We start from the raw sequence: 13206 nt of genomic DNA, 5'->3' as shown, positions 1-13206 counted from the left end.
ATGCGCGAGCGACTCGTCGTCCTCTACCGCGGCAACCGGCCCCCCGCCACCGCACGCATCGAAAGCCTCGCCGACACCGTCTACGCGACCGAGGAGGAACTGCCCTACCTCCTCCCCGGCGCCGACGTCCTCCTGGCCTGGGTGACCATCACCCCGGCCCTCCGGGAGGCGTGGCCCGACGATCCGCAGAAGGCGCCCCGCTGGGTCCACGCGTCCTCCGCGGGCGTGGACTCCTTCCTGTTCCCCGCCCTGGTGGACGACCCGCACGTTGTCCTGACCAACGCCCGCGGGGTCTACGAGCAGCCGACCGCCGAGTACGTCCTGGCCCTGATCCTCGCCCTCGCCAAGGACTTCCCCGGTACGTGGGAGCACCAGCGGCGCCGCGAGTGGCGTCCGCGCCCCAGCGACGGCATCACCGGACGCACCGTGCTGGTCTGGGGGACGGGGCCGATCGGCCGGGCCATCGCCCGGCTGCTGCGCGCTGTGGGGATGCCTGTGTGCGGCGCGGGCCGCGAGGCCCGCACGGACGACCCCGACTTCGGCACGGTCCACGGTGCGAGGACCCTGCGCCGTGCGCTGACGGAAGCGGACTACGTCGTCCTGGCCGCACCCCTCACCGAGGACACCCGGGGCATGGTCGACGCCTCCGTGCTCGCCGCCATGAAGCCGGGGGCGCGGCTGATCAACGTGGGCCGTGGCGGACTCGTCGACGAGGAGGCGCTGGTCGACCACCTCGCCGCCGGACGGCTCGCCGGCGCAGCCCTGGACGTGTTCGCCCAGGAACCGCTGCCTGCCCAGTCTCCCCTGTGGAACATGCCCGGCGTGATGATCTCCCCGCACACGGCGGGCGAGACCACCAGTGAGCGGGAGGCGCTGATCGAGGTGTTCTTCGACAACTTCGCCCGCCACCTCGAAGGCCGGCCGCTGCGCAACGTGGTGGACAAGCGGCGCGGATACGTGGTCGACGACACGCGCCCAGCCTGAAGGCGGGCAGCACGGATGGGACCGGGCGGTGGCCGCCCGGTCCCATCGCCCCGTACCGCCTCGCTGAGCAGCGCTTATGAAACGGTCAGGTAGATCTTGCGCACGGTCTCGATGGTCTTCCAGACACCGACGTAGCCCGGCTTCATGACAAAGCTGTCGCCCGCCTTGTAGATCACCGGCTCGCCGCCTTCCGGCGTGAGTTCGATGACGCCGGAAAGGATGTGGCAGAACTCGAAGAGCTCGCCCTTGATCGAGTGCGTCTCGCCGGGCGTGGCTTCCCAGACGCCCGTTTTGATCGTTTCCCCGCGGGCGGCGTCCTGGGCCCAGGTCCTGTAGGTCGGGTTGCCGGAAATCAGGCGCTCCGGCAGCGGGCCGGACTCCTGGGGTGCGAAGGAGGGGTTGGGATCGATGGTCTTCAGGAGCGACATGTTCTTCCTCAGTGGATGTGACAACGACGAACATCGGGAGCGGACATACCGGGCGTCACCGGGCCGAGTCCGCCCCCACTCCTCGCGCATCTGTCCGTCCTCCGCCGCCAGGGTGGGGGGTGACGGCGTGCCGATCACCGCAGGCGACCCGACGGGCGGCCTCGGCAAGCACCGGATCGACCGTGCCGGGCGTGATGCTGGAACCGGCCCGCACCGGCGGTGTGGAGCGTGCGACTGCCCCGGCCCCTCGAGTATTTCCGACGCCCCGCACGGAGCCCACGCGTGATCTGTCCGTCGCGGACACGATGTTCGGACGTTGTGTCAGGCGTGAGGCCGGAGGGGCATTCACGGCTCCGATCGGTCCAAGGGGAGTCGCAACCGTCCGTGCCGCTGGATGCGCCCGTGGCGACCGATCCGCGGCGCCCCGTCCGCCCAGGAAGCCCACGCCACCCGTGAACGAGGCGCTCATGCGTCTTTCCCTCGCCGACTCCGGTGGTCGTGGAGCCAGCGGAGACCTTCGCTCGTACCGGCGCGGGGGCGGTACTCGCAGCCGATCCACCCGTCGAAGCCCAGCCCGTCGACCACGTCGAGCAGGTGGCGGACGTTGAGCTCACCCTGGTCGGGCTCATGCCGGTCGGGCACGCCCGCGATCTGCAGATGTCCGACCCGGCCGGTGGGCAGGTCGCGGCGCAGGGTCGCGGTGAGGTCGCCCTCGACGATCCGGCAGTGGTAGAGGTCGAGCTGCACCTTGAGATGCGAGGCTCCCACCTCCTGCACCACGGCGTGCGCCTCGGCCTGGGTGCTCAGGAAGTACCCGGGCATGTCGCGGCCGTTGATCGGCTCGATCAGGATGTCGACGCCGGCCGCGGCGGCCCGCTCCGCGGCCCAGGCCAGGTTGGTCAGGTAGGTGTCACGGTGCTTGGCCCGCTCGACCGGTGGCGCGTCCGGCCGGACCACCCCGGCCATCAGGTGCACCCGCGGGCAGCCCAGCGCCGCCGCGTACTCCAGCGCCCGGTCGATCCCGGAACGCACCTCCGCCTCGCGTCCGGGCAGTGCCGCCGTCCCGCGCTCTCCGGACTCCCACGCTCCAGGAGGGGCGTTGAAGAGCACCTGCTCCAGGCCGTGGTCGTCGAGCCGGCGGCGCAGCTCGGCGGCGTCGTACGCATAAGGGAAGAGGTACTCCACGGCCTCGAAGCCGTCAGCCGAGGCCGCGGCGAAGCGGTCGAGGAAATCGTGCTCGGTGTACATCATGGACAGGTTCGCTGCGAACCTCGGCATGCTGGCTCCTGTGTTCCGGCCGGGGACGGCCAAGGGCAGTGGTTGACGGCCTGCTTCTTGAGGGTTGCCGGCCATCCGCAGGGAAGGGATCTGGCGGAGGGCGCCCGGTCGGGCACGACGCCACGCACTGCAGAGACCGCAGCACCGTGGACCGCGTCATCAAGGCCGGACCGAAGTGATGCGGTGCCATTATCTGGCTCCGCAGTCTCCCTGCCATTCCGTGGTCTCGAAGGCCCCGGCTGTGGCACGGACAGCTTCAGACGCCTGCTCGTTCAGCACACGCACCGCGTCCTCCGCTCCGCTGCGTGGGCTGGAGAGCACGGGCTTGCCGACGGCTTCGGCGATCGCGGGAGCCAGCCGTGCCATGGACGCCTGGGCCAGCACGATCACGTCGACCTCGGTGGCCAGCGCCCGTGCCCCGTCCAGCACCATCGCGTCGTGGCGGTCGCGGTCACCGGACATCAGCACCGAGAAGGCGCCCTCGCAGAGCCGTTCTCGGACGGTGATCTCGCGACCGGCCGCCCGGGCCTTCTCCTCGACGAGGGCACGGGTCGGCGGCAGCGTCGTGGGGACCGTGGCCAGGACGCCGACGGCGTCAGCGGACTCGACTGCTGACGCGGTCATCGCGTCGTCGATCTTGACGATCGGGACGGAGACCAGGCGTCGGGCCACGTCGATGGCCGGACCGACCGAGGAACAGGCGGAGAAGATGACGGCGGCCCCTGCGGACTCGGCGGCCTGGGCCAGGTGCACCATGCGCTGCGTGCTGGCATGGGAGACCTCACCGTCGCGCACCACGGCCGCGAGCACGTCGCTGTCGACGAAGTGCAGGACCTTGGCGTCCGGCGCGAGTTCCGCGAGGTACTCGTTGATGACCGAATCGGGGTTGATGAACAGCAGGCTGGTGTGCAACACGGCGATCGAGGCAGTGGTGGACAAGGTGTCTCCAACAGGGTGAGGTATCGGGCCGCGTGCCGATGACGGCACGAGAGCACGAGACGAAGCGGTACGGTCCAGGTCAGCGGGGCCGAGTTCAGGTCAGGCGTTTCCCCCTTCGGCGTGGGGGCTCAGGCGGCTGATGACATCCAGGGCGGCGTCCCGGACCGCGTCACGGCCGGCCGCCCACAGGGAGACGACGTCGGAGCCGGGCAACGCGGACGGGAGGGCCACGCGGGTGGCCTCCAAGTAGGCGCGGCGCAGTTCGGCGTTGACGTTGACCTTGGCGACTCCTCGGGCGAGGGCGCCGTGCAGCTCCTCGACGGGCAGACCGCTTGCGCCGTGCAGGACGAGCGGGACCGGTACGGCCTCGTGGATCGCGGCCAGCCGCTCCAGGTCCAGGCGGACCGGGTGCTCGGTGAAGCCGTGGACGTTGCCGACGGCGACGGCGAGCGCGTCCACACCCGTCGCGGACACGAAGTCGGCCGCCTGCTGCGGGTCGGTCATCGCCGCGGTCTGCGCGACGGCGTCGGTGGAGACGTCCTCGTCGCCCGGCAGGGCACCGAGCTCGGCCTCCACCCAGGCGCCGTGGCTGCGGGCCCGGCGGACCGCCTCCTTCGTCAAGGCGATGTTCTCGGTGAACGGCAGGTGGGAGCCGTCGACCATGACAGAGGTGTAGCCCGCCTCCAGGCAGGCGGTGATCTCCTCCAGGTCCCGGCTGTGGTCGAGGTGCACCCCGAGGCGGGCGGCGCAGTGTCCGGCCGCGTGCAGCGCCAGCGACATCAGGGCGTCGCGCCCGGCGTGCTTGAAGGGGCTGGAGCCCGCCTGGATGATGACCGGCCGTCCGGCGGCCTCGGCGGCGGCCGTGATGCCCTGGACCGTCTCCAGGTTGTAGGCGACGAAGCCAGGCAGGGCGTGACCGGCGGCCGCGGCCTCCTTCAGGGCATCGGTTCCGTGCAGCAGCATCAGGCGCTCCTCAGCAGGTCGAGGGCGTCGGCAAGGGCGTCGGAGCCCCCGACGTTCCCGGCGAAGACGATGTAGGGGATGCCGGCGGCGGGGCCGTCCACCGGCTCCCAGAGCGAGACGATGCCCGGCAACAGCGTGCCCCGGGCCCAGGCACGGCGGATCCGAAGGCCGTGGGTGGCGGTGTCGCTGGAGGTGATCCCGCCCTTGGCGAGGACGAAAGCGGGCCGCCGCGAGGCATTGACCTGCCGCACGGCCTGAACGAGCGCGGCGGAGACCCGGCGGGAGATCGCCAGACTGTCGTCCGCGTCGGCACCCGTCACCGGCACGCGAGAGGTGCGGATCACGGCGTCGGCCGAGTCCAGCGCGCCGGCGGCCGCGGCCGCGACCTCGGCGATGTGGGCGTCACGCCGCCCCTCGTCGAGCAGCAGGGCCACGTCCAGCTCGTACTCGGCGATCCCACCTCGCTCCCGCAGCCGGTCCAACTGCCGCGTCGTCAGCGCGACATGAGATCCCACGACGATGAGACCGTGCGGTGCGTCGCCGCGCAGCGGGCGCAGTTCGGCCGGGGTGAGCGGTGCCCGCGCAGCCTGTCCGGCGCGGGCCCTGACGAAGGACGGCCCGACCCGGTACACCAGCCGTGTGCCGTTCGCCTCCGCCTCCGCGAGTGCCAGGGCCAGCACCCGCAGATCGTCGTCGCACACCGCGTCGACCACGGCCGTACGTCCGCCGCGCAGTGAGGACAGCAGCCGCGCCGTGTGCGCCGGGCCGCCGCCGCGCAGGTCGTCGAGGGTGACGCGCAGAACCTCGTCCGCGGGGATGCGTCCGCCCGTCTTCTCCTCGACCCACTCGGGCAGCGAGGAGCTGCGGTAGCCGAAGGTGGCGTCGCGGGCGAACTCGCTCTCGCCGACCGGGAGCAGTCCGTCGGCGGTCCGCATCCAGTGGCGGGAGCCGACGGTCAGCCGGCCCGCCTCGATGTAGGCGGGGACGACTACCACGCCGTCCGGAGCACCTGCGCCCAGCTCCGTCAGCTCCTCTGCGAGGACATCGGTCTCCAGCGGGAAGTGACCGCGAAGCGTGGAGTCCCCGCGGCTGGCCAGGACGTAGCCGGTGCCCTCGGCCGACGAGGCCGCGTGCAGGGCGCGGACGACCTCGCGGTTGCGGGCGGCCGCGTCCTCGGGGGACAGGCTGCGGGTGTTGGTGAGTACGAAGAGGACGGCGCTGTCCTGGCGCAGCGCCCAGCGCAGGTCGTCCACCGTCCAGGACGTCAGGACGGGCACGTCGGCGACCGTCTGGGTGCCGGTCGGATCGTCGTCGAGGACGACGAGACGGGGGCCGCCGGATATGCGGGCGGCCACTTCCGCGGCGCTCACGTCGTGGACCGGAGGCAGCCCTTCCAGCACCGCTGCCTCGGGGACGGGCCCCGTCTGGGCATGAAGGGGTAGAGACATGGCGAATTCCTGCTCTGTTACGAGTGGTTGAGGGGGAACCGGAGCAGCTGGGCGAGGGCGCCGGCGGGGAGGAGGCCCTTGTCCCGTACGAGTTCGGCGACTCCGCGTCCAGCGGCGAGGGCCTCCTTGGCGATGCCGGTGGCCGCCTCGTGGCCGATGTGCGCAGGCAGGCGCGCGCCAGGTGCGTGATGCTCTTTGTGAGGGAGTGCAGGACGACCGGCTCGAAGGCGTTCAGCTGGAGCCGGCCTGCACCGGCGGCAGGTTGATCTCGTGCAGACCCGCGCGCGGAAGGACTTCTCCTCCGCCCTGCAGCAGGCGCGGCCGAACGGCGGAAACCGGACGGGCGGCAGGACATCGGTCCTGCGGTCCCGATGTCGTCACCGGGGATGAGGGTGATGCGGTGGTTCTGGGTTCGTCGTCATACGGCCGATTGCAGCAGCGGGCCGGGCAGCGCGTCCAAGACGCAATGCCGATGTTCTTTATAAGGTCGCCCTATAAGGCGGCCGCAACGTGATGGACAAGCGGCGCGGATACGTGGCCGACGACACGGACCCCGCCTGAAGGATCCGGCAGAACTCGAAGAGCTCGCCATGTGTCCGTCCGGGGGATACCCGAAGGTATGAGCCGCCACCTCCTGCCGGGGGCCCGGCGCCCACCGCCCAGTCCGACCGTCTACGCGACTCCGAGGACGTGCGCGTGTACTTCGCCGTCGGGCGTGACGGGTGGTCGCGTGATGGCGTCCACCGCCGGGACACCAGGGTCAGTGGAGGTCCGGTCCGCCCGCCTCGACGATCTCGTCGAGCACGCTGATCTCCTCGTCGATGTCGTCCGCTACGTCGGGGTCGTCACCGAGGAACGGTCCCGGGACCTCCTCGTCGGCGAGATGCGGGTACTTCTCCAGCAGAAAACGCCGCCGGTAGGCCATCTCGGCTGCGTCGACGATCCCTTCCAGGGTGGTCCAGTTGAGGGTGCCTCCCACGACGATCCCGAACGCGGGTACGGCCTTGCCGAGTCCCTTCTTGGTGAGACGGAAGCCGAACGCCTTCGCGAACTGCTGGGAGACCTTGGTGACGACCGACTCGCTGAGGACTTCCCACGTCTTGCCGCGGAAGAGCGCCTGGGTCAGCCGCGAGATGTCGGCCATCGCGGCGTTCTTGGCGGTGGCCGAACTGGCCGTCCCGACGTTGACGACTGACATCACGAAGAGTTTCTCGGCAGGCTCTTCGGGGTCGTAACCGTAGAACAGCGAGACCTGGCCGACGGCGCGGGACGCGAGTCCGAGGACGGCAGCGGTGTCGGCGGCGAACGCCCCTGCGATCGCGCCTCCCGAAGGCGCCGCCGCGGCGCCGGCGGATGCGGCGATGACGAGCTCTCCTCCGGAGATCACAAGCCCCGCGCCCGCTCCCGAGAGCGCCGCGGCGGCCGGGTAGTACCAGCTTGCCCTCCGTCCACGGACAGCATCGACGAGCTCCAGGTCGAGGCGACGCAGGTCGGGAAGCGACTCGACCTCGTGCCCACGCTTGTTGTGGAGCGCCACCACGCGCTTGGAGGAGAGCCCCGCTCGCGAGACACGCCCCAGGGTCTGCCGTACGGACTGAACGGCCGTACCGCTCCAGTCCGGCAGGGCGTCGACGGTTCCGCGAGCCCCCGCGCCGATCTTCTGAGCGCCCTTGGCAACGAACTGCTGTCCCCGCGAGACCGCCGACCGGGCCCGCGGGCGCTTCTCCAGTTGCTTCGCCGCCTGCTTGCCGAGATGCGCGACGCCGTTGGCAACGTGCTCGCCGGCGTTGGTCATCGCTCGTGACAGCGGGCGGCCCCTGAACTGCTGCAGGGCACGCCATGCCTCGAGCTCGTAGGTCGAGGGAAGCCCATCGGGCTGCTGCCGGTACTGCGGGTCGCTCATGGTCCGTGGAGCTCCTGTCTCTGGACGAGCTGTCAGGCGGGGTGGCTTGGACGGACGACGTCCTGGGGGCGGGCGGCGGCGATCCGGGTGCCGGTGGCGGCGGCCCGGGAGCCCGGCAGCCGGGGCGCCTCCTCGACGAGGTCGCGCAGCGACTCGCCGCCTCGGTACGCCGTCGCCGGGTGGGGCGGATCGTCGCCGTCGCTGCCGGTGCCGATGCGCACCCCGGTACCTCGGCGGAGGCTCGTCGTGACGGAGACCGTAGCGTCGGAGGCTTCCTCAGGAGCGCGCACGTCATCGGCCAGGTGGGCCTCCCCCATGCTTCGCCTGCCGGTGCCGCGCTCGATGCGGAAGCCGCCGTCGACGAGCTCGTGAGTCACTGCCCCGCTCCTCTGCTCTCGGCACGCGTTCCCGCCGACCCCCTGGTGGACGCGCCCCCTTCTGCATCCTGCCGCGCCGCCCCTCGCCTCGGCACAGAGGGCGACGCAGCCGTCACAGTAGACGGGGATGCGGGCGATCGGCAGGAGTTTGCGCGTTCACGCGGTCAACGTACTTTCGAACGGTCGGTGTTGGTGTCGGTGCCCGACGGAGGACGTGCACCGGCTGTGTTCGGCGGCCTTCGGGCTCGTCCCGGTTCGTCGCGCTCACCTCGCACACCCGGAACCGGAGTTGATCCCGCTCGACCCGCTGGGCCGGGCTCTGTCCGCCCGCCCGGACCCGAGCGGCCTGCGGTGCGCCCGGACCGATTTACGCCTGCCACGTCAGGGCGGTGGGCGAAGCGAGCGCCCTCATGGTGCGGTGAGGATGCTCTCAGGCCGGTCGTCGACGGTACGGCAGCGTCGGTCGTCCTGAGGCCGAACGGCAGTCGCGCAGGGCAAGTGTGAATGTATGAGTTTCCGCTCGCATATTCCGCTGCCATGGTGAATTGGACGACAGTAGAAGGGAAATGCTGGACTTCGAGCAGGAGGTTCGTCATGTCCTGTCCACCGTCGGTTGATGCGCGTAAAGCGCTGGATTTCCTCAGGACCAGTGGGCTGGTCGACCTCAGTGTTCCCCTGGAGCGCGTGGTCGGTCAGGTCAGCCAGCTGGACGATGTCGCAGGCTATGTGCTCGCCTGGGAACGCTACGTCCTGGTCGTCGCCAACGAAGTAGCCGACGTCTCGGTGCCTGCAGAAGGCTGATCTGCCGAACAAGGTGACTGCCGGGAGGAAAACGGTGGAAACAGAAGAACCCGGCGTCCGGTCATCTCGAAGGCGCGCGGTGGAGGACCGGGCCGTTGCCTGGCTCGCTGCGCGCCGGGCCATGTTGGACCCGCGCAAATCCCAGCCGGACCAAGTACTGTTCACCCGCAAAGCTCTGATCGAGACGGCCTTTCTGGTGGGATTGCGTGCACGCCTTGATGGTGCACCTCTTACCGGTGGCTATGCGGCCGTTCTCGAACAGGTCGAGGACGTCGCCCGGCAGCCCTCTTACCGGGAAATGATTGCGCGGGACGAAGCTGCCCTCCTGCTGTATGCAGGGACATACGCGGCACTGCGGCTCTGCGGTCGTGAAGACCCGGAATTCCGGCGGATTGTCCAGCAGGCCTCGGGCGGCGGATACGCGGCCGCGTTCGAGCGAGTGCCCTATCGGCAGCTGGATCTGCTCCACACCCTGTACCTGTGCGGGATCGAAAACGACCTGTCCTCCATGGACGAGGTTCTGCCCTTCACCGTTCTGTGCCGACGCCCGAACGTCCTCAAGCTGGGCGACCGCGACGTCTACGCCATCACGCACACGCTGTTCTACGTCACGGACTTCGGTCTGCGTGAGCCTGTATGGCCCCGCGGCTACAGCCCGGGCGAGGCCGTCGAACTCCTCGAAGCGCTCCTCGTGCTGGCCGAGGCCCGTGCGAACGCCGACCTGGCCGGGGAGTTGTTGTGCTGCCTGTACTGCCTCGGCATCACCGACTCCCCAGCGGCAGACCGGGCATGGCGGTTCCTGGAATCCGTCCAGGAGGACAACGGGCGGGTGAACGGGCCCGAAGGCATCATCCACCCCGGACTGGACAGTGGGGATGACGAGTTCCGCCACTGGGCGGAGGGGTACCACACCACCATCGTCGCCGCCCTGGCCGGCCTTCTCGAGCGAAGCCCCCGACGGCCCGCCAAGCCACGCCCGGATCTGCCGACTGCGGATGTCCCTCTGGAAGCGCCCCTCAGGCGCGCTGTCCTGTGGCTGTGCGACGAAAGCATGATGAAAGACCCGCGCGTGGGGCTTCCCGGTGTCGCGGCCGCTGCTGTCGGGGCCGCCGCAATCCGGGAACACCACCTCGCCCGGCCGGCGCTCGAGCACTACGCGGCGCGCCTGGCCGACTCGGCCCCGGCCCTCTGGCAGGAACAGGGCATGGAAGTCGCGGGAGAGTTCGCCCTGGCCCTCCGCACAGCGGGAGTCGGCTGTCCGTCCTTGGAACACTTCCTCAAGGCCACAGCCGATGTGGTCAGCTCACTCGACATGGTCCCTGCCGACATCTACGACAATGTGCACCGGCTTGTCGACCTCGGTCTCCTCGGCCCGTCAACCGCCGCCGTCCCCCGTCAGGCTGTGCCGCACGAACAGCCTCTCTACCCGCTTCAGGCCGCCGTCTCCCTGCGCGAAGCCAGAGAGACGTACCACCTCGGCCAGATCGCAGCCGCCATCCGCAGCCTTGCCCAGGACGGGTGGGGCCGTCACCGCATCACCCAGGACGCCATCTCCTTCCTCATCGCACAGCAGAACACAACGGGAGCCTTCGGATACCCGGCCTGCGACGACCGGGCAACACGCGCCCAAGCCCAGTACGCCTGGACCCGAAGCGCAGTAACAGCCCTAGCCACCATCGTCGGCGGCAGGCCCTGACTCCCGACGCAGCGGTGCGACGAAGCCCCCCGGAAGGCATTCGTCGACTTCCCGCCGCAGTGCCCTGTCCCGGCCGGGGGCACCCACCGGGCAGAGCCGCCAGCGGCAACCCGTGGTGTCTCCCGGCCTGGTCAGCAGACGCCGGTAGTCCGCCCGAAGGCTTCGGGATCGGTCAGGCTGAGCACCTGCGCCTGGCACACGGTCGTAGGCGGCGCGCAGCGCCCGCGGACTGATCGGTGCGGCCACAGAGGGGACCGTGGCGGCCATCGCGGCCGACCGGCCGGCGCTCCCGTTCGCGCGCAGCGGCGCAGCGGCGCACCGGGCCGGCCCCGGTCGTGGCAGGCGGCCCGTCCCCGCCCCCGACGCCGTCTCACGGCCGAGGGCGACGGAGGTGTCCAGCCCGGTCATGACCATCCCGCGGATCAGGAACGTCACTTCGCACTGCACCATGAAGACGATCAAGCGGCCCCGGAGCGGCCGGCCGCGCGGCCGTCGGGGGCGGGGAGAGTCCGATCACGTCGGACCATGCGCTCTTGGCCAGTTCCGCGGGGCACGGTACCTTCACTCTGATATCGACGACGGAAACACGGAAGCCGGTGGAAATCCGGCACGGTCGCGCCACTGTGAACGGTGCGCTCCCCGCAGCGGGAGCGGACCGCGAGTCAGACCCGGGGCCGTCGTCCTGTGCACCACCGAGATGGGACGCGAACTCCCAGAGGAGGCCCTGCCCATGGCGCAGCACGTCGCCCAGCCGACCACCGCCGCACCCGCCGTTCCCGCCAAGCTGCCGCTCAAGGACATCGCTCCGTGGGCGGTCTTCTTCGGCATCCTCATGCTGGTCCTGCTGTACTTCGTCGGCGCCGAGCAGGGCGCCACCTCCGTCGTCTCCGGCGAGGGAGTCCACGAGTGGGTGCACGACGCCCGCCACTTGCTCGGCTTCCCCTGCCACTGACGAGGGGCGCCGCACCACCATGAATTCCGCAACCGTGCGAAACCTTCTGGTGCGGGGCATGCTCGCCGGCCTCGCGGCCGGCGTGCTCGCCCTCGTCGTCGCCTACTTCCTGGGCGAGCCGAACGTCGACAGCGCCATCGGCTTCGAGGAGTCCCACGCCCACGAGCACGAGGTCGAACTCGTCTCCCGTTCCCTGCAGTCCACCGCAGGTCTCGCCACCGGCGTCCTGGTCTACGGCGTCGCCTTCGGCGGCATCGCCGCCCTCGCCTACTGCTTCGCCCTCGGCCGGGTCGGCCGATTCGGCCCGCGGGCCACGGCGCTGCTGCTGTCGGGGGCCGCGCTGCTGGCCGTGTACGTCGTGCCGTTCCTGAAGTACCCGGCCAACCCGCCCGCGGTCGGCGACCACGACACGATCGCCAAACGCACCACCCTGTTCTTCCTGATGATGCTGCTCGGCGTGCTCCTCGCGATCGCCGCGGTGATCGCCGGCAAGCGCCTCGCGCCGAGGCTCGGCACCTGGTACGCCACCGTCGTCGCCGTGCTCGGCTTCGTCACCCTGATCGGTCTGGCGTACGCGTTCCTGCCCGCGGTCAACGAAGTCCCGGCGGACTTCCCGGCCACCCTGCTGTGGCGGTTCCGCCTGTCCACCCTGGCCCTCCAGATCACCCTGTGGACGGCCTTCGGCCTCCTCTTCGGCGAACTGGCCGAACGGCTCCTGAACCCCAGGCCCGTGAAGGCCTCGGCGCGGGCGGCGATGACCGTCCCGCAGTGAGCCGACCGTCATGACACCAGGGCCCCCGGATCGTCCGGGGGCCCTGTCATGCGTGGTCGTCGCCCTGTTCGCCCGCCGGGGCCGGCGGCTGTCCGAGCCGCAGGTTCCAGCGGCCGTCCCGCCCGCTGACCGAGGTGACGCCCAGCGGGGGCACGTCGAGCCGCCAGAACGCCGCCGTCGGCGCCCCCAACACCCGCACCGCCACGGCCCGTACGATCTCCGGCTCGACCACCGCGACCGTGTGCCCGGCCGTCCCGGCCGCCGTCCGCAGCCAGCGCTCCACCCGCGCGCACAGGTCCGCCACCGACTCCCCGCCGTGCGGTGCCGCGTCGGGGTCGGCGAGCCAGCGGCCCACCTCCTGCGGCTCGGCGGCGCCGACCTCGGCGAGGGTCAGGCCCCGCCATCGCCCCACGTCCAGGCCCGCCAGGTCCCCTTCCTCCACCCCGTCCAGCCCGAGGGCGGCCGCCGTCTCCCGGCAGCGCACACTCGGGGAGAGCACCACCCGTACGGCGGCGGGCAGCGACCCGGCGGCGGCCCGCGCCCGGGCCAGGCCGCCCGCGTCCAGCGAGCCACCGTCGTCGAAGCGGGCCCGGCGCAGGGAGTCGTTCATCGCGGGCGGGACGAAGCTGACACGGCTGGTCACGAGGCTCCTTGGGGGTGCGGTC

Annotated in this window: 13 protein-coding genes, 1 pseudogene and 1 riboswitch; of the genes and pseudogenes, 5 read left to right on the top strand and 9 right to left on the bottom strand. The window is 70.9% G+C overall.

The window, feature by feature from the left end; genetic code table 11:
• The gene (locus U5640_RS09675) at nucleotides 1–984 is read left to right on the top strand and encodes a D-2-hydroxyacid dehydrogenase (protein WP_340375388.1); all 984 of its coding nucleotides are present in this window, start codon (nucleotides 1–3) and stop codon (nucleotides 982–984) included.
• Nucleotides 985–1058: 74 nt separating this feature from the next.
• Here the strand turns inward: U5640_RS09675 and U5640_RS09670 are convergent, their stop codons facing one another.
• The 8 genes and pseudogenes from U5640_RS09670 to U5640_RS09635 all read right to left on the bottom strand — a co-directional run bounded on the left by U5640_RS09670 (nucleotide 1059) and on the right by U5640_RS09635 (nucleotide 8320).
• Complete coding sequence (locus U5640_RS09670) at nucleotides 1059–1412, bottom strand: cupin domain-containing protein (protein ID WP_340375387.1); 354 nt, start codon at nucleotides 1410–1412, stop codon at nucleotides 1059–1061.
• Nucleotides 1413–1877: 465 nt separating this feature from the next.
• The gene (gene otnI / locus U5640_RS09665; RefSeq protein ID WP_340375386.1) at nucleotides 1878–2690 is read right to left on the bottom strand and encodes a 2-oxo-tetronate isomerase; all 813 of its coding nucleotides are present in this window, start codon (nucleotides 2688–2690) and stop codon (nucleotides 1878–1880) included.
• A 189-nt stretch (nucleotides 2691–2879) separates the two neighbouring features.
• The gene (locus U5640_RS09660; RefSeq protein WP_340375385.1) at nucleotides 2880–3629 is read right to left on the bottom strand and encodes an aspartate/glutamate racemase family protein; all 750 of its coding nucleotides are present in this window, start codon (nucleotides 3627–3629) and stop codon (nucleotides 2880–2882) included.
• Between the two features lie 99 nt (nucleotides 3630–3728).
• Nucleotides 3729–4592, bottom strand: coding sequence for a class II fructose-bisphosphate aldolase (locus U5640_RS09655; RefSeq protein WP_340375384.1), 864 nt, complete (start codon nucleotides 4590–4592; stop codon nucleotides 3729–3731).
• The gene (locus U5640_RS09650) at nucleotides 4592–6040 is read right to left on the bottom strand and encodes a four-carbon acid sugar kinase family protein (RefSeq protein WP_340375383.1); all 1449 of its coding nucleotides are present in this window, start codon (nucleotides 6038–6040) and stop codon (nucleotides 4592–4594) included. The genes U5640_RS09655 and U5640_RS09650 overlap by 1 nt, the downstream gene beginning before the upstream one ends.
• Before the next feature lie 17 nt (nucleotides 6041–6057).
• Nucleotides 6058–6328, bottom strand: a pseudogene (gene aspA, locus U5640_RS09645) (aspartate ammonia-lyase); the annotation flags it as partial.
• Nucleotides 6329–6800: 472 nt separating this feature from the next.
• Nucleotides 6801–7943, bottom strand: coding sequence for an EcsC family protein (locus U5640_RS09640; protein WP_340375382.1), 1143 nt, complete (start codon nucleotides 7941–7943; stop codon nucleotides 6801–6803).
• 32 nt (nucleotides 7944–7975) lie between these two features.
• Nucleotides 7976–8320 carry a hypothetical protein gene (locus U5640_RS09635; protein WP_340375381.1) on the bottom strand — a complete coding sequence of 115 codons (345 nt, stop codon included), beginning with the start codon at nucleotides 8318–8320 and terminating at the stop codon, nucleotides 7976–7978.
• Nucleotides 8321–8914: 594 nt separating this feature from the next.
• On the opposite strand from U5640_RS09635, the gene U5640_RS09630 reads away from it, so the two are divergent.
• The 4 genes from U5640_RS09630 (at nucleotide 8915) to U5640_RS09615 (ending at nucleotide 12541) form a co-directional block, all read left to right on the top strand.
• A complete protein-coding gene (locus U5640_RS09630; protein ID WP_340375380.1) occupies nucleotides 8915–9121 on the top strand; it encodes a hypothetical protein in 207 nt (68 codons plus the stop codon).
• 34 nt (nucleotides 9122–9155) lie between these two features.
• On the top strand, nucleotides 9156–10817 hold the full coding sequence (locus tag U5640_RS09625) for a hypothetical protein (RefSeq protein WP_340375379.1): 1662 nt from the start codon (nucleotides 9156–9158) through the stop codon (nucleotides 10815–10817).
• Between the two features lie 536 nt (nucleotides 10818–11353).
• Nucleotides 11354–11511: riboswitch (cobalamin riboswitch) on the top strand.
• Nucleotides 11512–11547: 36 nt separating this feature from the next.
• Nucleotides 11548–11769: a CbtB-domain containing protein gene (locus tag U5640_RS09620; protein WP_055632059.1), complete on the top strand. Its 222-nt coding sequence runs from the start codon at nucleotides 11548–11550 to the stop codon at nucleotides 11767–11769.
• Between the two features lie 19 nt (nucleotides 11770–11788).
• On the top strand, nucleotides 11789–12541 hold the full coding sequence (locus U5640_RS09615) for a CbtA family protein (RefSeq protein ID WP_340375378.1): 753 nt from the start codon (nucleotides 11789–11791) through the stop codon (nucleotides 12539–12541).
• A gap of 46 nt (nucleotides 12542–12587) precedes the next feature.
• On the opposite strand, the gene U5640_RS09610 is transcribed toward U5640_RS09615, so the two are convergent.
• On the bottom strand, nucleotides 12588–13184 hold the full coding sequence (locus tag U5640_RS09610) for a histidine phosphatase family protein (protein WP_340375377.1): 597 nt from the start codon (nucleotides 13182–13184) through the stop codon (nucleotides 12588–12590).
• Between the last annotated feature and the right edge of the window lie 22 nt (nucleotides 13185–13206).

The organism is Streptomyces sp. SS7 (genome assembly GCF_037993025.1).
Lineage (GTDB): Bacteria > Actinomycetota > Actinomycetes > Streptomycetales > Streptomycetaceae > Streptomyces.
The sequence above is the reverse complement of the archived record's forward strand: the minus strand, read 5'-3'. Positions and strand labels throughout refer to the sequence as shown.

Coding starts and splice junctions, on each gene's coding strand:
- U5640_RS09620 (WP_055632059.1), top strand. CDS start 11,548: ATGGCGCAGCACGTCGCCCAGCCGACCACCGCCGCACCCGCCGTTCCC.
- U5640_RS09630 (WP_340375380.1), top strand. CDS start 8,915: ATGTCCTGTCCACCGTCGGTTGATGCGCGTAAAGCGCTGGATTTCCTC.
- U5640_RS09655 (WP_340375384.1), bottom strand. CDS start 4,592: ATGCTGCTGCACGGAACCGATGCCCTGAAGGAGGCCGCGGCCGCCGGT.
- U5640_RS09650 (WP_340375383.1), bottom strand. CDS start 6,040: ATGTCTCTACCCCTTCATGCCCAGACGGGGCCCGTCCCCGAGGCAGCG.
- U5640_RS09675 (WP_340375388.1), top strand. CDS start 1: ATGCGCGAGCGACTCGTCGTCCTCTACCGCGGCAACCGGCCCCCCGCC.
- otnI (WP_340375386.1), bottom strand. CDS start 2,690: ATGCCGAGGTTCGCAGCGAACCTGTCCATGATGTACACCGAGCACGAT.
- U5640_RS09670 (WP_340375387.1), bottom strand. CDS start 1,412: ATGTCGCTCCTGAAGACCATCGATCCCAACCCCTCCTTCGCACCCCAG.
- U5640_RS09615 (WP_340375378.1), top strand. CDS start 11,789: ATGAATTCCGCAACCGTGCGAAACCTTCTGGTGCGGGGCATGCTCGCC.
- U5640_RS09640 (WP_340375382.1), bottom strand. CDS start 7,943: ATGAGCGACCCGCAGTACCGGCAGCAGCCCGATGGGCTTCCCTCGACC.